At 70.8% G+C, this 19,859-nt stretch carries 15 protein-coding genes; 5 read left to right on the top strand and 10 right to left on the bottom strand.

Annotated elements, in window-relative coordinates:
• Positions 1 to 29: 29 nt before the first annotated feature.
• Positions 30 to 707: a UdgX family uracil-DNA binding protein gene (locus KVF89_RS29720; protein WP_257430838.1), complete on the bottom strand. Its 678-nt coding sequence runs from the start codon at positions 705 to 707 to the stop codon at positions 30 to 32.
• Positions 708 to 884: 177 nt separating this feature from the next.
• Between KVF89_RS29720 and KVF89_RS29715 the strand changes: the two genes are divergently transcribed.
• Together KVF89_RS29715 and KVF89_RS29710 are read left to right on the top strand one after the other, a co-directional pair.
• Positions 885 to 3,863: an amidase family protein gene (locus KVF89_RS29715; protein ID WP_257430836.1), complete on the top strand. Its 2,979-nt coding sequence runs from the start codon at positions 885 to 887 to the stop codon at positions 3,861 to 3,863.
• A 121-nt stretch (positions 3,864 to 3,984) separates the two neighbouring features.
• Positions 3,985 to 4,320: a DUF3140 domain-containing protein gene (locus KVF89_RS29710; protein ID WP_257430835.1), complete on the top strand. Its 336-nt coding sequence runs from the start codon at positions 3,985 to 3,987 to the stop codon at positions 4,318 to 4,320.
• Here the strand turns inward: KVF89_RS29710 and KVF89_RS29705 are convergent.
• Positions 4,307 to 5,728 carry an aminotransferase-like domain-containing protein gene (locus KVF89_RS29705; protein ID WP_257430833.1) on the bottom strand — a complete coding sequence of 474 codons (1,422 nt, stop codon included), beginning with the start codon at positions 5,726 to 5,728 and terminating at the stop codon, positions 4,307 to 4,309. The two genes, KVF89_RS29710 and KVF89_RS29705, sit on opposite strands and share 14 nt — an antisense overlap.
• Between KVF89_RS29705 and KVF89_RS29700 the strand changes: the two genes are divergently transcribed.
• Positions 5,727 to 6,695 (top strand): DMT family transporter, encoded by a 969-nt coding sequence (locus KVF89_RS29700; RefSeq protein ID WP_257430832.1) that lies wholly within the window; start codon positions 5,727 to 5,729, stop codon positions 6,693 to 6,695. The genes KVF89_RS29705 and KVF89_RS29700 overlap by 2 nt on opposite strands.
• Before the next feature lie 40 nt (positions 6,696 to 6,735).
• Here KVF89_RS29700 and KVF89_RS29695 read toward each other — a convergent pair whose 3' ends face one another.
• Genes KVF89_RS29695 through KVF89_RS29680 form a run of 4 tightly spaced genes read right to left on the bottom strand, consistent with a single transcriptional unit; the run spans position 6,736 to position 11,854 of the window.
• A complete protein-coding gene (locus KVF89_RS29695; protein WP_257430831.1) occupies positions 6,736 to 8,217 on the bottom strand; it encodes an aldehyde dehydrogenase family protein in 1,482 nt (493 codons plus the stop codon).
• A 27-nt stretch (positions 8,218 to 8,244) separates the two neighbouring features.
• Positions 8,245 to 9,126, bottom strand: coding sequence for a DUF1353 domain-containing protein (locus KVF89_RS29690; RefSeq protein WP_257430829.1), 882 nt, complete (start codon positions 9,124 to 9,126; stop codon positions 8,245 to 8,247).
• Positions 9,123 to 9,872: a matrixin family metalloprotease gene (locus KVF89_RS29685; protein WP_257430827.1), complete on the bottom strand. Its 750-nt coding sequence runs from the start codon at positions 9,870 to 9,872 to the stop codon at positions 9,123 to 9,125. The genes KVF89_RS29690 and KVF89_RS29685 overlap by 4 nt, the downstream gene beginning before the upstream one ends.
• Positions 9,872 to 11,854 carry a thioredoxin domain-containing protein gene (locus KVF89_RS29680; protein WP_257430825.1) on the bottom strand — a complete coding sequence of 661 codons (1,983 nt, stop codon included), beginning with the start codon at positions 11,852 to 11,854 and terminating at the stop codon, positions 9,872 to 9,874. Before KVF89_RS29680 ends, KVF89_RS29685 begins: the two co-directional genes overlap by 1 nt.
• Before the next feature lie 119 nt (positions 11,855 to 11,973).
• Between KVF89_RS29680 and KVF89_RS29675 the strand changes: the two genes are divergently transcribed.
• Both KVF89_RS29675 and KVF89_RS29670 read left to right on the top strand, forming a co-directional pair.
• Positions 11,974 to 12,990, top strand: a complete 1,017-nt coding sequence (locus KVF89_RS29675; RefSeq protein ID WP_257430823.1) for a transcriptional regulator — start codon at positions 11,974 to 11,976, stop codon at positions 12,988 to 12,990.
• A gap of 25 nt (positions 12,991 to 13,015) precedes the next feature.
• Positions 13,016 to 13,753 carry a nucleotidyl transferase AbiEii/AbiGii toxin family protein gene (locus tag KVF89_RS29670; protein ID WP_257430822.1) on the top strand — a complete coding sequence of 246 codons (738 nt, stop codon included), beginning with the start codon at positions 13,016 to 13,018 and terminating at the stop codon, positions 13,751 to 13,753.
• Between the two features lie 80 nt (positions 13,754 to 13,833).
• On the opposite strand, the gene KVF89_RS29665 is transcribed toward KVF89_RS29670, so the two are convergent.
• The 4 genes from KVF89_RS29665 to KVF89_RS29650 all read right to left on the bottom strand — a co-directional run bounded on the left by KVF89_RS29665 (position 13,834) and on the right by KVF89_RS29650 (position 19,716).
• Complete coding sequence (locus KVF89_RS29665) at positions 13,834 to 14,856, bottom strand: CPCC family cysteine-rich protein (RefSeq protein ID WP_257430821.1); 1,023 nt, start codon at positions 14,854 to 14,856, stop codon at positions 13,834 to 13,836.
• 327 nt (positions 14,857 to 15,183) lie between these two features.
• Positions 15,184 to 15,723, bottom strand: coding sequence for a YaeQ family protein (locus tag KVF89_RS29660; protein ID WP_257430820.1), 540 nt, complete (start codon positions 15,721 to 15,723; stop codon positions 15,184 to 15,186).
• A gap of 415 nt (positions 15,724 to 16,138) precedes the next feature.
• Positions 16,139 to 18,442, bottom strand: a complete 2,304-nt coding sequence (locus KVF89_RS29655; protein ID WP_257430818.1) for a phosphoribosyltransferase — start codon at positions 18,440 to 18,442, stop codon at positions 16,139 to 16,141.
• Positions 18,439 to 19,716 carry a hypothetical protein gene (locus KVF89_RS29650; protein ID WP_257430816.1) on the bottom strand — a complete coding sequence of 426 codons (1,278 nt, stop codon included), beginning with the start codon at positions 19,714 to 19,716 and terminating at the stop codon, positions 18,439 to 18,441. Before KVF89_RS29650 ends, KVF89_RS29655 begins: the two co-directional genes overlap by 4 nt.
• Between the last annotated feature and the right edge of the window lie 143 nt (positions 19,717 to 19,859).

Below are 19,859 nucleotides of genomic sequence, written 5' to 3'. Positions count from 1 at the left end.
ATCGACGTCGGACGTACCGCACTGCCCGCTCATCCGAGAAGCTCGGCGGCGAGCCGCAGGTCCGCCACCAACGCGTCGTACGCCGCCTGCCTCTCGTCGCGCGCCCGCAGCACCGCGGAGGGGTGGGTGGTCGCGAGCACCCACTGCGGAGGTACGGCGACCGGCCGGTCCGCGGGCCAGGACAGCCGACGCCCGCGGCACTCACCGACCTTGAACGACGACCCGTAGAGCGCCTTGCCGGCCGTGCCGCCGAGCAGTACGACGCCTGCGGGCCGCAGCAGCCGGAGCTCCGCGTCGAGCCAGGGCCGACAGGCCGTGACGTGGGCCTGCTGGGGCGACTGGTGGATCCGGCGCTTGCCCCGCGTGCGGGACCATCGGAAGTGCTTGACGACATTGGTCTTGAAGACGCCGTCGGGCGCGATGCCGGCGTCGACGAGGGCGTCGTCGAGCACCTGCCCGGCAGGGCCGACGAAGGGCTCGCCCGCCTGGTCCTCCTTGTCGCCGGGCTGCTCGCCGAGCAGGACCAGATCGGCGTGCGGGTCGCCGTCGCCCATAACGCCCTGCGTGGCGTCCCGATAGAGCTCGCACCCCCGGCACTCCTGCACCGCGGCCCGCAGCCGGGGCAGCGTCGCACGCCCGGGCACCCACGCCTGCGCGCCGGGGCGGTCGCCGTCCGTCATGCCGGCGCGGTACCCGACCCGGTCCATCGCACCCGCACCGATCCCCTGCAGTGAAACGTTACAAGGGGGAAACCGGAGAGCACGGGGCCCGTTACCTGCGCTGCATAGAAGTCAGGGAGCCAGCAGTCTCCCCTCGAAAGGCACCACGTCCGCATGCTCTCCCCCACCCCTGGGCACCGCGTCACGCGCGCAGCAGCCCTCCCGGTGGCCGTCGCACTGGGCCTCGGGGCCCTGTCGGTCGCACCTCCGGCATCGGCCCTGTCCAGCGTCACCACCTCCAACGGAGCCACCGTCAACATCAACGACAGCCGTCGTCCCGGTCTCGACACCGGCTCGATCCGCAACGTGAGCGGATCCAAGATGGAGGGCTTCGGCAACGTCTTCCTCCACGTCGACGCCCCGGCCGGCGAGACGCCGCGGATGAACGACCAGATGATGCGCGGCTTCGGGCTCACCGCCTCCTCCCCCGGGACCTACCGCTCGACCCGCTCGGTCCGCCTCGGCGACGTCTCGATGACCCGCAAGGTCCACGTCGCCGCCGCTACCAACACCACGAGCTTCTTCGACACCTACACCAATGTCTCCACCGAGCCGGTGACGGTCGAGGTGTCCTTCGGCGGCTCGCTCGGCTCGGGCCTCACCGCCACCGGGTCGCCCAACAAGGCGACGGTCAGCGCCACCGGCAGCGGCGACGCGACCGTCGACACGACCGACACGTGGATCGCGGCGACCACGCCGGGCAACACCCGTCCGACGGGGGTCGTCGTCGGCGATGGGATCGGCGCACTCGGGGACCAGCAGTCGAACCCCTTCACCACCGCCTACGTGCCGACCGGCAGCCGCTCCAACGACCTCGGCTTCGTCCGCGAGCTCACCATCGAGCCAGGCGCGACCGAGTCGCTCCTGCAGTACGTCGTCGTCGGCGCGACCGCCGACACGACGCAGATCACCACCGACACCGCCGCGCTGGCGGCCGGCCCGGACCTCTCCACCCTGACCCTCGACGAGATCTGCACCCTGCAGAACTGGGACCTCGCGGCCTACGACGCCGCGTGCGTCGGCGCCGAGCCCCTCCAGCTGCCCGCGGCCGCCCCGGACGTCGTGCCGACCACGGACGTCGCCTACGACGTGACCGGCAAGACGATCGCCGACCTACAGGCCGCCATGGTGTCCGGGGAGACCACGTCGGTGGAGATCACCCAGGCCTATCTCGACCGCATCGAGGCCTACGACTCCGGCCCGTTCGGCTTCCATTCCTTCATCACCGTCGCCGACAACGCCATAGCGCAGGCGCGCGCCGCCGACCAGGCACGCGCCGCCGGCGCGAGCGGCGACCTGCTCGGCGTGCCGATCGCGCTGAAGGACCTCTACGACACCAAGGACCTGCCGACGTCGGGTGGCACCCTGGCGCTGAAGGGCTGGGAGCCCGGCGCGGACGCGTGGCAGGTCGCCCGGCTGCGGGACGCCGGTGCCGTCGTCATCGGCAAGACGAACCTGTCCGAGTTCGCCAACTCCGGCTCGTGGAGCGAGTCCGGCTTCATGCAGACCTGGAACGCCCTCTACCCGTCGAAGACCTCGTTCGGCTCCAGCGGCGGCTCGGCCACCGCGGTCCGCGCGGACCTCGCCGCGGCCGCGATGGGCACCCAGACCGGTGTCTCGCTCTACGCACCCTCGACCGGCGCCAGCCTGTCGACGTTCCGCGGCACCGACGGACTCACCAGCACCAACGGCGTCATGCCGTTGACCTGGGCGACCGACTACGCCGGCCCGATGGCCAAGTCGGTCACCGACCTCGCCTCGCTGCTCGACGCGACCGCCACGCGGGCCACGGGCAACAACCCCGACGACCTGCTGACCTCACGGGTCGACAACAGCCTGCGTCCCGTCGAGTGGAAGAGCGCGCTGCGCACCGACGCCCTCGAGGGCAAGGTCGTCGGCTACGTGCCCACCGCCTTCCAGTCCGCCGCGATCACCGACGACAACGCCGGCCAGGTCGCACTGGACCAGGCCCGGGACGCGATCGAGGCCGCAGGCGGCACCCTGGTCGCCCTCCCTGCGGGCGGCCAGACCGCTCCGCCGCCGCCGAGCGGCAGCTTCCCGACGACCGGCAGCGCCGGCGCGGAGGGCTGGGAGCGCTATCTCGCCGAGCAGCGCCCGACGGCGTTCCCGTACACCACCGAGGAGCTGATGGAGAACCCGGCGAACCTGCCGTACAACGTCTCCGGCGACTACACCGCGCAGCCGATGGACGACACCAGCGTCGAGAACCTGCTGGCCCGCCGCGACGCCTACAAGGCCAGCGCCGCCACCTGGATGGACACCGCCTTCGGCCAGCCGGTCGACGCCGTCGTCTATCCCGGCTTCCTCACCAGCGTCGGCAACAACGACGCCACCTCGGCGGTCTTCTCCGCCGACCGCGCGTCCGGCGTGATCACCCAGTCGGTCGGCCTGCCGACCGCGATCCTGCCGATCGGGCAGAACGACGAGGGCCAGTCCAACAACATCCAGCTCGTCGGCCGGGCCTGGGACGACGCCGCGATCCTCGGCATGGGCTACGCCATCGAGCAGGAGGCCGACGCCGTCGTCGAGACCGAGGTCGCCCCGGCCCTGGCCTGGAGCGGACCGGCCGAGTCGGTCACCGGCCTGTCCCTGGGCAGCACCGCCACGACGTACGGGACGAGCACGACGGCGACCGTCACCGTCACCGCCGACCCGGCAGCCACCGGCGGCGTCGAGGTCGAGGTCGCCGGGACCACCGTCGCCGGGAGCCTGACCGGCGGCACGGCGACCGTGACCCTGCCCGGCAGCGTCCCGGTCGGCAGCCACCTGGTGACGGCCCGCTACACCGGATCGGCCACGGTCGCACCGAGCGCGGCGACGGCGACCCTCAAGGTCGCCCACGCCGCCCCGGCGGTGACGGCGAAGCTGAAGAAGAAGCGCGTGAAGCCCGGGCAGCGAGCCAAGCTCAAGGTCGCGATGAGCGGCGCCCCCGTCCTCGACGGCACGGTGCTGGTCTACGACGGCGGCACCGTGATCACCAGCGCGAAGGTCACCGCCGGTGAGGTCATGGTCAGGCTGCCGAAGCTGGGCCGGGGCCGCCACAAGCTTCGCGTCTACGTGGTGGCCGGCGCGGACTACCAGGCGTCCTGGAGCAAGAAGGTGAAGCTGACCGTGAAGCGCTGACCACAGCGTCGGCCAGAGCACTGTGGCACCCGGTGCCCGCTGGCTCCCTGCCCTCATGGGCGGGGAGCCGGTGGGTACCGCACGAGCGTCCTGACACCGATCCCCGACAGGAGGCACCATCGTGGCCACGACGATCGTCGACGACGACCTCTGGGAGCGCTTCCACACCGCCGTGAACATGACCTCTCGCGAGCTCCGCGACTGGCTCGCCCTGCAGGGTGCGGGCGAGGAGACCGAGGAGCTGCCCGACCGGGCGGGGCGGCCGCTGGGCCACCGCGTGCTCGACATCCTGGGGAAGCGGCGCTCGGACCTGACCGGTGACGACGTCGCCGTCATGGAGCGGGTCGTCACCGAGGTCACCACCCTGCGCGGCGAGGAGCCCGAGCCCACCGCCGGCGACACGGACTGGCGACACGGGCTGATGAACGTCGGCCACGACCCCCTCAAGGCGAGCTGAGCGACTGCGCCTCCACCGCCCGCTCGATGACCCGTGCGGCGTCGGGATAGCGGGCGGGCTCGGGGCCGATGAACGTCAGCCGCAGGTACGGCGCCGCCGGCTCGGCCGGGAACCAGGCATCGCCGGCCGCGACCCAGACCCCGTCGGCGGCGCAGTCGCGCACCAGCCGGTCGGCGTCGGTGCCGTCCGGCAGCCGGGCCCACAGGTGCAGCCCACCCGGCGGGACGGCGTCGAGGTGCAGCGAGGGGGCGTGGTCCCGGACGGCGGCGACGAGGAGGTCGCGGCGCTCGCGGAGCTGGACGCGCAGCCGGCGCAGGTGGGTGCGCCAGCCGGGGTCGCTGACGACCTCGAGCGCGGCCTGCTGGAGCAGGCCGCTGACGTACATCGACTCGGCGGCGCGGTCGCCGAGGATCCGGTCACGGGCCGGGCCGCGGGCGATCACGGCCGCGACGCGGAGCGCCGGGGAGACGCTCTTGGTCAGCGAGCGCAGGTACACGACGTGGCCGGCGACATCGCGGGCGGCGAGCGGTGTGACGTCGGCGTCGATCCCGAAGTCGTGGGCCCAGTCGTCCTCGACGAGGAAGGCACCGTGAGCCCGCACGAGCTCGAGGACCTGCTCCGCCCGCTCGGGGCTCCACCGCGCGCCGGTGGGGTTGGCGAAGCTGGGCTGCGCGTAGAACGCGCGGGCCCCGGTCTCCCGCAGCGACCGCTCCACCTCCGCCGGGTTCGGACCGTGGGCGTCGCTGGGCACCGGGACCAGCTCGACGCCGGCCTGGCGCGCCGCCTGGATCGCGCCCCAGTAGGTGGGCGACTCGATGAGCAGGGGCTGGCCCGGCGCCACCAGCGCCCGGAAGATCGAGGCCAGCGCGCTCTGCGACCCGGGCGCCACGACCACGTCGTGGGCGGTCACGGCGCTGAGGTGGGTGGGCGTCGCGTCGGCCAGCTCCGTCGCGAACCAGGCCCGCAGGTCCGGCAGGCCGGCGGCGGGCGGACGTGAGGTGGCTGCCGCTCCGCGCGCGGCTCGGCCGAGGGCGGTGCGCACCAGCCGCTCAGGCAGGAGGTCCGGTCCCGGGTAGCCCGCGTGCAGCGCGTGGGCCTCGGGCGGCGGCGTCCGGAGCGGCCCCGCGACCCGCGGCAGCTCGGCCCGCGGCGTGCGCAGCGCGCCGCTCTGCCAGCCGAAGTCGGGGCCGCGGGCGGGCCGGACCGCACGCACGAAGCTCCCGACGCCGGGGCGGCTCTCGACCAGGCCCTCGGCCACCAGCCGGCGCAGCGCCTTCTGCACGGTGACCGGGCTGGCGCCGTACTCGGTGACGAGACGGCGGGACGCCGGCAGCTGGGCACCAGCGGGGGCGTCCCGGATCCAGGCGCGCAGGCCCGCGACGATCCGCGCGCTGTTATCGTTGCTCATGTCAGGCAAGAGTAGCGCTATCGTCCCTCGTCGTCCGCTGCTATCGCTCCCCGGTTCGGCGCCGGCGACCGGCCTGGCCTGGGGACTGCTCGGCGTGCTGGCCTTCTCGTTCACCGTCCCGCTCACCCGGGTGGCGGTCGGTGGCCTCGATCCGCTGTTCATCGGCTCCGGCCGGGCGGTCGTCGCGGCCGCCCTGGCCGCGGGCGCGCTCCTGCTCACCCGGCAACCGCTCCCCCGTGGTCGGCAGTGGCTTCGGCTGGCAGTGGTGGCCGGTGGCGTGGTCGCCGGGTTCCCGCTGCTGACGTCGTACGCGCTGAGCGAGGTCCCGGCCGCGCACGGCGCCGTCGTGATCGCCATGCTGCCCGCGACGACGGCGGTGATCGTCGTGCTGCGCACCGGCGAGCGGCCGGTCCGCGCGTTCTGGGCCTTCGCCACCCTGGGGGCGCTCGCGGCGGTCGGCTTCGCGGCGCTGCAGGGCGGTGGCACCGGGCAGCTCCAGCGCGCCGATCTCCTGCTGGTGCTGGCGGTGCTCGCCTGCGCCGTCGGGTACGCCGAGGGCGGCGTGATCTCCCGCGAGGTCGGCTCGTGGCAGGCGATCTCCTGGGCGCTCGTGCTCGCCGCACCGGCGATGGCCACCCTCGCCGCGGTCAGCGTGCTCCGGGAGCAGCCGTCGGCGACGGCCACGCAGTGGCTGTGCTTCGCCTATCTCGCCTGCGTGAGCATGTTCCTCGGCTTCTTCGCGTGGTACCGCGGCCTCGCGATCGGGCCGATGGCGCAGGTCAGCCAGGTGCAGCTCGCCCAGCCGGTGCTGAGCATCGCCTGGGCCGGTCTCCTGCTCGGCGAGCGGATCACCTGGCTGACCGTGCTCGGCGGGCTCGCCGTGATCGCCTGCGCGGCGGGCGCCAGCTCCTCGCGGCGCCGGCCCCCCGTCGTACCGGACAGAAACGCTGTGAAATCGGCCGTTTGACGACCGTGATGTGCGGTACGACGGAGGGCAGCGGCCCGGGCTAGCTCCTCCCGCGCCCGTACAGCCCGCGCACGACCTTCGTGAGCTGCTTCTCCTCCTTCGCCGTGCGGCGGAAGGTGGTGAGCGCGATCGCCGGCTTGAACCGCTGTCGGGCGATGGCGTGCGGGTAGGTGAACTCGCGCAGGCCGTCGGGCCCGTGGATCCGGCCGAAGCCCGAGTCGCCGACGCCGCCGAAGGGCAGGGTCGGGATGCCGGCGAACGAGATGACACCGTTGATCGCCGTCATCCCGGCGCGCAGCCGCTCGGCGATCTCCATGCCCTGGCTCTTGGAGAACACCGTGGACCCCAGGGCGTAGCGGGTGCCGTTGGCCCGCTCGATCGCCTCGTCCATGGTCTTCACGCGGGACACCGTGACGGTGGGTCCGAAGGTCTCCTCCTGCACCGCCGCCGAGTCCTCCGGTACGTCGACCAGCACCGTCGGCTGCACGAAGCGGGCGCCCTCGGGCACCGGGCCGCCGACGAGCGCGCGACCGCCGCGGGCCAGGGCGTCGTCGATGTGGCGGCGGATGATGTCGACCTGCGCGGGCATGGTGATCGGGCCGACCTGGCCGCCGGGGCGCGCCTCGAGCTTCTTCGCCTGGGTCACGAGCTCGTCGAGGAACTGGTCGTAGACGCGGTCGTGGACGTAGACCCGCTCGACCCCGGCGCAGGTCTGGCCGGCGTTCGCGGCCGCTCCCCACAGCGCAGCCTCCGCGGCCTCGGCGACGTCGGCGTCCTCGGCGACGATGAGCGCGTCCTTGCCGCCGGCCTCGATCACGACCGGGGTGAGGGACTCGGCGCAGGCCGCCATCACCCGCTTGCCGGTCGCCGTGGAGCCGGTGAAGGCCACCTTGTCGACACCGGCCGTCGTGAGCGCGGCCCCGGTCTCGCCGTACCCGGTGACGACCTGGAGCACCGGGCGACCGACGGCCTCCTTGAAGGTCGCGGCGAGCCACTCGCCGACACCGGGGGTGTACTCCGAGGGCTTGAAGACGACGGCGTTGCCCGCCGCGAGGGCGTAGGCGATCGAGCCCATCGGCGTGAAGACGGGATAGTTCCAGGGACCGATGACACCGACCACGCCGAGCGGGCGGTACTCCACGCTCGCCGCCTGGTTGACCATCAACAGACCCGGGGAGACGCTGCGCCGCTTGAGCACCTTCTCGGCGTGGCTCGCGGCCCAGGCGAGGTGGTCGATCGCGAGCGCGGTCTCGAGGAGCGCGTCGCCGTCGGGCTTGCCGGTCTCGCGCGTCATGAGCGCCGCGAGCTCCTCCATCCGCCGGGCGATCACCTTGCGCCAGCGGACCAGGGCCTGCTTGCGGCCGTCGAAGCCGAGGGCGCGCCACCACTCGGCCTGCTTGCGGGCGGTGGCGACGGCCGCGGCCACCGCCGCGGCGTCGTGGATCGGGTGGGTGCCGACGACCTCGCCGGTGGCGGGATCGAGGGAGGTGAAGGTCTGTGCGGGAGCGTCCGTGGTGGTCACGAACCAGAACCTACTCGCCGGTCACCTTCAGCGAAACGGGCCGAGGAACAAAACGACGAGCACCAGATGGGCGGCGACCACAACCCCGGCGATCACGACCGCGGCGACCGGGGTGCGGCGCGCGACCCACTCCGCCGCCTGGTAGGCGAGCGTGATCAGGGCCAGCGCGACGGTCACGTGGAGCAGCACCGCCAGCGCGACCCCGGAGACCACGCCGGCCACGGCGAAGCGGCCCCAGGTCAGGCCGAGCAGGAAGGGCACGACGACCGCGCCCGCCAGCCCGCCGACGAGCTCCATCGCGAAGGAACGGTCCCCCATCCAGGGCACGCCGTCGATGACGTCGAACAGGTCGAGGGTGGCGAGCACCCCGAGGACGGCGACGACCAGGACCGTCGCCAGGGCGGCCAGCCGGTAGCGCAGGTGCCGGCTCCGGCTCCACGACACCGAGCCGTGCCAGATCGTGGAGAGCGTCACGGCCGACCAGACCAGCCAGCTGCGCACCGGCCCCGTGTCGGTGTCGCGCATGGCCGCCCGGAACACCCGGTCCGCCGCCACCCGGTCGAGCACGTGTCCCTCCACGGACAGATAGGACGACGGCTCGTCCGGGCCGTGGACCAGCCCGTCGTGCAGCAGCGCGGGCGGGAGGTGCCGGCCGGTGCGCGGCACCAGCCACGTGAAGATCGTCGGCACCGAGGTCAGGTCCGACTCGAAGGAGCCGAGGTCGGCCGGGACCAGCAGGTCGCCGTACTCCCGGTCGCGGTAGGCGATGCGGTGCAGCATCCGGAACCGCTCGGTGCGCCGGCGCACGCTGCCCGACTCGACCCGCTCCAGGACGATGCGCGGCGGGTCGGCCGATCCCTCGTCGTGGAAGCGATCCGGCTCGGGCCGGACGGGCGTCCAGGGGCTCATCGGCACTTCCCTGTCCCCAACAGGGCGAGGCCGTTGAGATCGCCCTGCCCGAAGTCGAGCTGGCCCACGTTGTCGGCGAACATCAGCTCGGCGTCGGAGTCGACGTGGTCGAGCCCGACCAGGTGTCCGAGCTCGTGGAGCAGGATCGCCCGGGCCTGCCCCCCGCCGTCACGCTCCTGCGCGATCCGTTCGAGCGCGTCGGCGTCGAGGGTGACGCCGCCGGTGACGAACCAGAGCCACCTGTCGTCGCCGTAGGACCGGGCGGTCGCGCCGCCCACGCCGGCGACGGCCCCCTCCAGCTCCTCGACCTCGTCGGCCGTGGCCCAGGCGACGAGGACCGGGTCGGGTCGCGCGGTGACGAGGCCCTGTCCGCCGTGCTCGGGCCGCCGGTCGGTAAGCCCCTCGTAGGCGAAGCGCAGGCCGGTGATCGCCGAGACCTCGTCGACCGACTCCTGGACGAAGGCGACCGTCTCCTCAGTGCCGTCGGGAGCCTGGTCGGGATTGATCTGGTAGCGGATCTCCCGACAGGGGTCCCAGGTGACCGGCTCGTCGGCCTGGCCGGGCTGGTGCTCGAGGAACGCGTGCACGCCGCCCGGGACGACGTCGGCGGGCTCGCCGAGCGGATCCTTGCCGAGGCCGAGGATCCGGCGCAGCTCGGCCATCTCGCTGCCGGGGCCGATCAGCACGACACCGAGGAAGAGCACGGCGCTCAGCACCAGCACCAGCGCCGACCGCCAGCGCTCCATCAGCCGATGCCGTCCGGCTCGGTGACCGGCCGCTCGCAGACGAACCCCCGGCACACGTACGCCGCCGGGAGCCCGTCGAGCGGCGTGCGACCCGCCAGCAGCGGGATGCCCTCGGACGCCTCCTCGGCGGCGACCACGACCGCGCCCGGAAGCGCGAGGGCGCGGGCGACCAGCGCGTCGCGCCGGGCACCGGGCGGCCCGACGACGGCGACCTCCAGCGGCCCGTCGAGCATGGTGACCGCCGCTGCCAGCGACCAGCCGGCGAACCGGGGCGCCTTGTCGGCGAGCACGCTGACCGTCGCCAGCGCGGTCTCGGCCGCGTCCCGGTAGCGGCCCACGCCGGTCAGCGCGTGCGCCTCGACCAGGGCGTGGACCAGGCTGCTGAACCCGCTCGGGCTCGCGTTGTCGCCGGGGTCGCGCGGCCGGGTGACGAGCACCTCCGCGTCGGCGCTGGTGTCGTAGAAGCCCCCGTCGGGGGCGGCGAAGCCCGCGAGTGCCGTGTCGAGCAGGCCGGTCGCCAGGGTCAGCCAGCGCGGGTCGGCGGTCGCCTGGGCGAGCGCGAGGAAGCCGGAGGCCACGCAGCCGTAGTCCTCCAGCACGCCCGCGTGCGCGCCCACGACCCCGTCCCGCGAGACCCGCCGCAGCCGGCCGTCCCGCAGGTGCAGCCGCTCGATCAGCTCCCCCGCCTGCGTCGCCGCCGCCAGGTAGTCCGGTCGGCCGAGCCGGCGCCCGGCGTCGACCAGCCCGCTGATCGCCAGCCCGTTCCACGCCGCGACGACCTTGTCGTCACGGGCCGGTCGGGGACGCTGCTCCCGGGCGGCGAGCAGCCGGCGTCGTACGTCGGCCAGGCGGGTGCGGTCGGCCGGGTCCTGCGGATGGTGCCGCAGCTGCAGCGTCGACATCCCGTCCTCGAACGTGCCGTCCTCGGTGACGTTGAACAGCTCCGCGGCCCAGGCACCGTCGGTCGGTCCCAGCACCGCGGTCAGCTGCTCGGGCGTCCAGGCGTAGAACAGCCCCTCCTCCGCGTGCCCGCCCGGCTCGGCCGGGCTGTCCGCGTCGAGCGCCGAGGCGAACCCACCCTCGTCCGTCCGCAGCTCCCGGAGCAGGAAGTCGGCCGTCTCGGTGGCGATCCGGTCACCCAGCTCGCTGCCGAGGCGCGCGTAGAGGCCGAGCAGCTGGGCGTTGTCGTAGAGCATCTTCTCGAAGTGCGGCACCACCCAGCCGCGATCGACGGCGTACCGCGCGAACCCGCCGCCCACCTGGTCGTACATCCCGCTCCCGGCCATCGCCGCGACCGTGCGGGCCAGCATGTGCCGCGCCTGCTGCACCGACTCGCCCCGGTAGCGGCGCAGGAACTCCAAGACCATCGTCGGCGGGAACTTCGGCGCCCCGCCGAACCCACCCGCCATCGCGTCGAACTCCTGCGCCAGCGTCGCCACGGCCCCGTCGATCCGCTCCCCCGTCAGCGCGTACGACGGCAGGCTCGCGTCGCGGCGCAGGTGCTCGGCCACATTGGCCGCGGTCTGCCGTACGTCGTCGCCCCGGTCGCTCCACGCCCCGCTGAGCGCCCGCAGCACCTGGGTGAACGACGGCGACCCGTGCCGCGGCTGGTCCGGCAGATAGGTCCCCGCGAAGAACGGCGCCCCCTCGTGGTCCATCACCACCGTCATCGGCCACCCGCCCTGCCCGGTCATCGCCGTGGTGGCCTGCATGTAGACGGCGTCGACGTCGGGCCGCTCCTCGCGGTCGACCTTGATGCTGACGTAGTGCTCGTTGAGGTAGTCCGCCGTCGCCTGGTCCTCGAAGGACTCGTGGGCCATGACGTGGCACCAGTGGCAGGCGGCGTACCCCACGCTCAGCAGGATCGGGACGTTGCGGCGCTTTGCCTCGGCGAACGCCTCCGGTCCCCACTCCCACCAGTCGACGGGGTTGTCCACGTGCTGGAGGAGGTAGGGGCTCGTCGCGGCACCGAGACGGTTCATGCGTCCATCATCCCTCGCGCCGTTCGCCTGGCTCTTCGAGTGGCCCGCGATGTGCCAGGAGGGGTCGCCGTTCGGTGTTCGGTATTGACCGAACACCGAACACCGGTCACGCTGGATCCATGGACACGGAGTCGCTGGTCATCGAGGCGCTGCAGCACCTCGGCGTCGATGCCCGCCCTCTCGGCCCGTCCGAGGGAGCCGACGCAGGGGGTGACCTGCTGCTGGTCGAACCCGATGGGATCGCCACCGCGATCGACCTCAAGCGACGCTCTCTCGTCGACGAGAAGACCGCCGAGAGACTCCTCGCGGATCACGACGCCAGGCGTGGGGTCTTGATGGTCGTGGCCGATCGGGTCACCGAGCATGCTCGTCGCACCCTCAGCACAACCGGGACCGGCTACTACGACCTGCGCGGGCATCTTGCGCTGCACGCACCTGGAGTCGTTCTCAACACCCACGTGCCAGCGGTCAAGGACCGTCCCACCCGCACCGACGCGCTCGCCGGAAAGGCCGGCCTGGAGGTCGCCACCGCACTGTTGATGACGCCTGACCGCGCCGTTGTCGTTCGCGAGCTGGCACGTGGCTTGGAGCGCTCGGCGAGCACCGTCTCCAACGTGCTGGCCGCATTGCGCCGGGACGACCTCCTCGACGATGTCAACACGGTCGCGGGCACTGAGCTCTTCTGGCAGGTGGCCCAACGCTGGCCTGCCAAGCGGACCTACCTCGCACGAGCCCCGCTCGCCGGCGACAACTCGCTCGCTTCGCCGCTCCGCTTCGGGATACGTGACCCTGTGGGATGGGCCTTGACCGACTCGACAGCAGCAACCGCCTACGGCGCTCCGCTCGCGTCCCGCGCCGATCAGGTCATGGACTTCTTCGTCCCCGACGAGTCCGTGCTCCGCCGAGCCACGAACCTCCTGAGCGTCAGCGACTCGCCCACGCATGCGCGGGCCACCATCCGCCTCGCACCGGTACCCGCGGTCGTCAGCCGACGCGTCCGTCCATCTGACAATCCGCACGCGTGGCCGCTCGCGCATCCCCTGTTCGTCGCCCTCGACCTCGCCCAGGATCGAGGCCGGGGCCGCGAGATCCTCGAGGCCTGGACGCCGGCGGAGCCCTGGCGCCGTGTCTGGTAGCCGCGTCACTTTCCTCGGCGACACCATGACCGCCGTCGTCCAAGGCGTCATCGATGTCCGAACCCTCATCGGTCAGCCACCGGTCATCGTCGGCGGCCTCGCGGTCCTCTCCCGCCTCGCCAACCCGTACCGCGCAACCGTCGACCTCGACCTCGTCGACCGCCTCCGCGGTCCTGCACCACATCTGGAGGTGCTGCGCTCCGCCGAAGGCGCCGTGCCGGTCGAGCCAGCAGCAGTCGAGCTGCCCACGCGATACGGCACGGTGAGGGTGGACGTCTTGGAGGTCCGTCAGGCCGAGATCGATCGGCCCAGCGACGACCCTGGCGACCGGCTCCATGCCGCGGCGCACGCCTGGGCGAACGACACCGCAACCGAGGTGACGATCGAAGTCGTCCGACGGAACGGGGAGCGCCTCGAGGTCGCCACGCCGATCGCCGAGCCTGGCCCGCTGATTGCGATGAAACTCCAAGCCGTGATGAACCGCTCCGCCGACAAGCAGGGCACCGACCTGCTGGACATCATCCGGCTCACCTTCGATACGGGCACCCGACCGGTCGCCCTCGACCAGATCTCCAGACTCCCAGCCAGCACCGCGAACGACATCGCTCTCCACGCCGACCTCTGGTTCGTCCGCAAGCGCGCCGACGCTCTCCGCTGGATCCGCAACGCCGGCGGGATCGACATTGCCAACGACGACCTCGCCCTCGTAGCCGAACTCCTCCTCAGCGCCGCCCGTCGCGATGGCGTGAACCTGGACGACTGATTGGCTGAACAGACGCATCGAAAGGTCACTGGCTGGGGCCCCTCTCGTAGTGCTCGGCGCGCGGTCGAGAAGCGGGCAGGTCAGCCCGACATTCGGTGGCGTCGGATCTGGGCGAGGGTCCGCAGCGCTCGGTACCTCCAGGCGAGTCTGAGCGAGTCGATCAGATGTCGGTAGAGCCACTGGTGGTTGCTGATGGACCGAGCCATCACCTCCCGCCCCAACGCGGCGTGGCCGTCGTCGTACTGCCGATCGGACAGTGCCCGCAGCCGGTCGCGGACGACCTCGACGGGTTGGCCGCGCCCTGAGCGGAAGAGGTCCGTCCACTCCTCCTGCTTCCGCTCTTGCTCGGCCGCAGCGTCGTGCCGATGTGCCTGCTGTGCCCGGAGATCGTCCCGGATCTGTGCCGGCCAGCGGTCGACGTACTCCTGCGCCCAGGGCTGGTGCCAGGTCTCGTTCTCGAGGAACGCGATCGCGACGCAGTTCGGTGCGTACGTCGATGACCCTTCCTCGACCGCGGGCAGCAGCGCAGTGACGATGCGCAGGCCGACCTCATCGTTGCCTGCCCGGTACGCCTCTGCGACCAGCTCGGAGGCGGCCGCACAGACCTGGAAGGGATGCGCCGCACCCCACCGGCGCTCCGAGTCGGCGATCGCTGCTCCGAGCTCGGGGACCTGTCGCAGGTGCTCGAGGAAACGGTCGCCGTTGCTCGGCTCAGCAGCCGGTCGAGGGAGCTTGCGCTGGTCCCCGTTCCAGTACGTCGGCCGCCAGTAGTAGAGCGCCTCCAGGTTCACCGGCCACTGGTCACCGGCCAGAGCAGGCTCACTCCAGTCCAGGTCCGGATCGAACGTCCGCCAGCCATCGTCGATCGGCTCGTCACGCCGCGCCCGCCGGACGTTCCGCGCGAAGTCGCCGTCCATCGCACCCCGCTTCGCGTAGACCCGTTGTGCCTCCATCAGGCTGATGCCGTTGGCGCCGTCCGAGCTCATCGGAAAGCGAAGCTGCCCACCATCGTCCTCCCAGAAGCAGACCGGGCAGAGCTCGTAGTCGCCAGGCCCGCTGTCGAGGGTCAGGTGACCGCAGCACGGACACGGAAAGCGACTCACGAACTCATCATCACCGATGCACAACCCAGCCGCGCGCGACTTTCCGTCGGCTCACGCTTACGACGGGCCGAGGCGTCGTGGTCCGGGCCGGTGAGCGAGGTCGGGCCAATGCCAAGCCGGTCCGCACTACGACTCACGCTGCGTACCCCGCGGTATCTGGACTGCGTCGACCGGCTGGCGCAGCCGTTGGGCTGCGGGCGACTCGGCAGGGCGCCACGAACGCGGATACCGCCTCGGGGTGCGCCCCATGACGCCGCTGGTCATCGGCGGCATCATTGACGCGCGTCGAAAGTCGCGCATCAGGACCGACAAACGGACGTCGCCCCGCTAACCGATCGGGTGGTCGTGCACCGCCGATGAGAGGTGCACGCCGTTCAGCTCTAGGTAGAGCTGCCGCTCGGTCACGGTGAGCGCGATCGTGTTGCGGCGCTCCATCGCGTCCACCACGGAATCGATGAACCCAGGATCGAAGCTGTGCAGCACGATCTCGGCGGCGCGGTGGATCCTCGCCCCTGCCCACTGCGCGAGCACCTTGGCCGGGTCGCGGTGCGTGTAGATCGTCGTGCGCTCGGCAGCCTTGCTGCCCGTGTGAAGGCGCGCAGCATCCGGCGCGCCGACCTCGATCCAGGCGAGCAGCTTCCCGCTCAGGTCGCGCACGAGCACCGCTGGGTCGGCGGTCGCCGAGATGCCCTCGCTGAACACGATGCCCTCTTCGTGCTCGAGGCAGTAGGCCAGCACGCGCGTCACGAGGTACGCCTCGGTCTCTGACGGATGCCGCGCCGCGCGCAGCGTGAACTCCTCGTAGACGCCGCGATCCGTGTCGGCCAACTCGACCTCGAACGTGTGCATCGTCGCGCCGGCCGCCATGAGGCTCAGCCTAATCCGGGGACTACCGCCTCCCGAGCCGCCATCGACCTCGGAGGCCGGTTCCGCCTGCCGATCCCGCGGTGGCACGCCATGGGTTGATCCGCGGGTGGCGACTCAGCCTTCAGCCTTCAACCTTCGGGCGCGGTTGGGGTCCACGTGCCGTCGATCGGCGGCAGCCGTCAATCGCCGTGCTGTCGCATCTCGCAATCCGGCTGATCGGCCATCCGGTCGGTGACGATGCAACGCTCGCCGAGGTACTCGACCTAGAGGCGAACCACGAGGCCGAACGTTCAAAGGTCGGCGGAACCTGGGCCGTGTCCACCATGTGACGGCACGAGTAGGGCGGTAACCCGCCTATCGCGGGTAAGCGAGGTCAACCCACATAGGCAGACGCGGCGGAGTGGCGCGCGATAGGCTAGGGCAGCAGGGCGCTCGCGAGTTCAGCGAGGTGGGTGCCAGCCTCGGGAAGTGCCTTGACTGCACGTGCAGGAAGCCGCTCCAGCCGGCCGAGGATGATGGCCTCGCCCATCAGGTACTCCCCCGATGACAGGTAGTTCAGGTGCTGTTCGACGCCTTCGACTAGGTCGTCGTCAACTTCAGGGCTGCTGAGGTCCCACGGGTTGCACACCCTCAGGATGCTGGCCAACAAGACGGGCTCGTAGAAGCGGCCGAACATGTACAACGAAGGGTCCAGCACCTTCGCAATCGGGGACCGGAACCGTGCGTCGAGTCCGGGCTCGACGGGCGCCTGGTCGTAGTCGTACTTGAACCGGAGCTTCTGAACGGCTGCCGCGATGCTGATGACCAGGTTGACGCCTTGAACATCGCCGAACACCGACCCAGGGTTGAGCTCCCAGAATCGTTTCGCATAACCCTTGGTGCTCTTCTCCTCTTCGCTGAGCTTCTGCCAGGCCAGCTCATCGCCGGGCACGCCTGCCCCGGATGCCGCCTCGTCATCGCCGCTGACGTTGAAGAACGGCTCGGCCAGACCGTCGCGTTCGAAGAGCTGAGCGACCCTGGTCTCAACGACAGGAAGGTCTCGACTTGGCCCGGTCAGCGCTGTGAGCGCCTGAAGTTCCCGGCACCAGGGGCACTTGCGCTCATTCCAGTTAGGCAGGAAAAGCGTCTCGACTGCTGCGAACGTCTTGTTGGCCTGTCGGTGGTGAACGAAGTCCATGCACCCCTTCAAGGCACGGGGGTCGCGTGCCCTCGCGACGCCGACGAGACAGCCGAGGTTGAACTCGCTGGGAAGGTCGCGGGACCGGCGCAGCCTGATGAGCTCCTGACGGAAGGCCTCAATGCGGCGGCCGGTGATGACGACATCGTCGACGAGAAGGATGTCGACATCAGCACAGAGCAGTTCACTTTGTTCGGGAGGCAGCGTCGAGAGTCCGCGCTCGTCGGACACGATCGGCGCCGGCAGGCCGATCAGGTCCGCGACCTTTGCTGCCAGCTCCTGGGCGGCCTGGCTGGGCGGGCAGATGATGACCTGCGGGTTGATGTGCTCCAGGCTCTCAACGGCGCTGCGCAGCCGCTCGTTGAACCGGTCAGTACTCAGCATCGGGAGAAGGTCGACGTAGAACGCGTGGTGACGCTCCTCGCCAGCCTCGTCGTAGTCCCGGTGCAACGAGAACGCCCCCGATGCGGCGTACGCCTCAACGACGTCGCGGGACCGTTCAGCGTCCTTGGCGGTGATCGCGGAGAGCTCCGTGTACGCCGCGAGCTTCATTAGGTAGGTGTTCTTCTGGATGGGGATGACGGTGGTGTCGTCCGCACATCTGGGGCAGGCGTCGGCAGGGTGGCGGCGGAACTGCTCGTCCAGGACCGCGAGCGCCGGCACGTCGCGGTCACCCTCGGCGGAGGAGGTCGCCAGTGCGACAGCGGTCGCCCCCCGCTGGGCGGCCTCCTCGAGTGCAGGCAGGACCACTTCGTGGGCCATCGCGCCCGAGCTATTGATCGAGAGCAGGAACATCGCTTGGCCTTGGGTCGGCTGCGGGAACACGCGACGCAGCCGAGGCGCGAGAGTCTCGCGGCTCTCGTAACCCGAGACCGCCTCGATGAATGGTTCGGGGTTGGTCTTGAAGGTGCGGGCGGCGTACGCGGCAACATGATGTGCCAGGGCGATCATCGACCAGTGGTCAACCACGATGTTGGTCCGGTCACGGACGTCCTTGGCCAGCCAGAACGCAATGCGGTCAAGCCGGTTGTTTGTAGTGAGCGCGAACCCTGGGCGCAACAGCGCACCATAGTGGTGACCGTTCGGACCCTGGTAGTGCAGCTTCGCGGTGTGCGGCAGATGCGCACCATCGGTCATGAGAACCGAGTTCACGTCGGCGTGGCGCAGCTCGGCGATCAGGTCTGCCTCGTTGAGCCCTTCGATCTTCTCGCCGCGGACGTGCTCGAGGGCGGGGTTGCCGTCGGCGTCGTGGCACAGCACGTACAGCGGGGCGCCGGACACGCGGCTGGCGATGTCGCCCAAGGCGTCGCTGTCGAGCGCGTCGCGGCGCCACGGGTGCACCCCGATGACGGTCAGGTGATTGACCAGGCTCCAGGCGGGCAGAGCGGCGATGACGTCGTCGATACCGCGCATGCGCTGGGCGGCCGGCAGCGGGATGTAAAGGATGCTGCCGGTCTCGTCGGTGAGGCCACCAGGGCATGCGATGCGGAACGATTGCGGATCGTCGTCGCTGCTGTCCAGATCCGCAACCGAGAGCCTCAACCGCGGCCCCGCGCCGGACGGCTATTCGGGCCGAGGTCGAACGCGGGGAACAGCACGGACACGACCGTTCCTGCGACACCGACGTGTGCTTCGTTCTCTCCGCGAAGGGTGAACGCTGGGCTCGCGGGGTGGTCGAAGTCGAGGTTCTCCTCGCTGCTGCCGTCCTCGTTGAGGTAAGTCCTCCACAGCGAGAGACGCCCCGTGCGGATCTCGAAGAACCCGCCGAGCCTTTGGGTGGCGCGCATCATCTTGACCAAGCCGCGCCCACGTCCAGGCTGCCCCATAGGCTTGGTCGTACCGTCGGGAAGCACCCCATCCTGAACAGCCTTGAACTCTTCAGCCAGGTCACGGTCGAAGATGTCGAGGCCCTTGTGCATCTTTGCGGCGATGCCGACCCCTCCGTCGGCGACGCTGACCGACCACAAGTGGAACCGTTTGGGGTCATGCCCCTCGTGCGCGAAGCGCTTCTGTGCACGCTTCACGTACTCGTGAAGGTGGGAGCTGGGGTCGGGGAAGTGCCGCTCCAAGGCGACGGCGTTCACGCCGGTACCGACAATGTGGCGACTGAACCCGGCCAGCCGGACCTGTTGGATTGTGTGCCCGTCGAAGGTCTTACGGCCGTGGTCGAAGGTGTTCTCGGTGGCCTGGTAGACGAACTCGACGAGCTCCTCCATCAGCGGGTTGTCACGCGCAGGGTGATAGTTCTCGGTGCCCAGCATCCGCAAGATGCGGCTTTCAAGCTGGTTCTGCCGGTCTTGAGCATTGGCCCGCAGATGAGTTCGGTGATCGTTGGCACCGATGACGGCGATGGCACGCGAGGTGCCGTGACCGAACAGGTGCTTGTTCGTCTCAACGGTGACGATCTGGCGTTCCTTGACCATCACCGCGGCCGAGTTCGCATCAGCCGGTTCGCACAACTGCGCAAGGACAAGGCCAGGCAGCCGGTACGCAAGAGTTCGCTCGGCTTGGGTTCCGGCGCTCTCGGACTCAGCAGTACTAAGCGCCTCGACGCGCGAACGGTCACTGAAAGTGGTCGGAGGGAACGACAGCTTGGTCCGCACACCGCGCCGGTGAAGCAAACAGATGGCGGACTGCAAACTCTCGGTTCCGCCCGGACCGGGACGGCACCCGTCGCCGCTGATATGGAAGATGACCTCATCAAGGTCCAGTGGCAGTTCGGCCAGCCACTTCTCAACCTCGGTGCGGGTCAGCAGCTTGGGCAGGATCCACCGCTCCACCCGGGCGGGCGCAGCCGTTTCGGCGGTGACGGTCACTGAAGCTCCATGTCTGGGCATGCCCAGCCAGCATATTTGGAGCGGCCGTGCGACCGCTCACGGAACGACGTGGTGCGAAACACGCCGGGAAGTGGCCACTTTACGGGAACAGCAGCAGAGGTTGTACTTCGTTTCACAAAGTC

The organism is Nocardioides carbamazepini (assembly GCF_024614185.1).
Lineage (GTDB): Bacteria > Actinomycetota > Actinomycetes > Propionibacteriales > Nocardioidaceae > Nocardioides > Nocardioides carbamazepini.
This window is presented reverse-complemented; position numbering and strand designations above follow the sequence as displayed.

Bases quoted from the DNA above. Each gene is read 5' to 3' on its own strand.
- KVF89_RS29720 (WP_257430838.1), bottom strand. From the start codon at position 707: ATGGACCGGGTCGGGTACCGCGCCGGCATGACGGACGGCGACCGCCCC.
- KVF89_RS29700 (WP_257430832.1), top strand. From the start codon at position 5,727: ATGTCAGGCAAGAGTAGCGCTATCGTCCCTCGTCGTCCGCTGCTATCG.
- KVF89_RS29705 (WP_257430833.1), bottom strand. From the start codon at position 5,728: ATGAGCAACGATAACAGCGCGCGGATCGTCGCGGGCCTGCGCGCCTGG.
- KVF89_RS29690 (WP_257430829.1), bottom strand. From the start codon at position 9,126: ATGAGCCCCTGGACGCCCGTCCGGCCCGAGCCGGATCGCTTCCACGAC.
- KVF89_RS29685 (WP_257430827.1), bottom strand. From the start codon at position 9,872: ATGGAGCGCTGGCGGTCGGCGCTGGTGCTGGTGCTGAGCGCCGTGCTC.
- KVF89_RS29680 (WP_257430825.1), bottom strand. From the start codon at position 11,854: ATGAACCGTCTCGGTGCCGCGACGAGCCCCTACCTCCTCCAGCACGTG.
- KVF89_RS29675 (WP_257430823.1), top strand. From the start codon at position 11,974: ATGGACACGGAGTCGCTGGTCATCGAGGCGCTGCAGCACCTCGGCGTC.
- KVF89_RS29670 (WP_257430822.1), top strand. From the start codon at position 13,016: ATGACCGCCGTCGTCCAAGGCGTCATCGATGTCCGAACCCTCATCGGT.
- KVF89_RS29660 (WP_257430820.1), bottom strand. From the start codon at position 15,723: ATGGCGGCCGGCGCGACGATGCACACGTTCGAGGTCGAGTTGGCCGAC.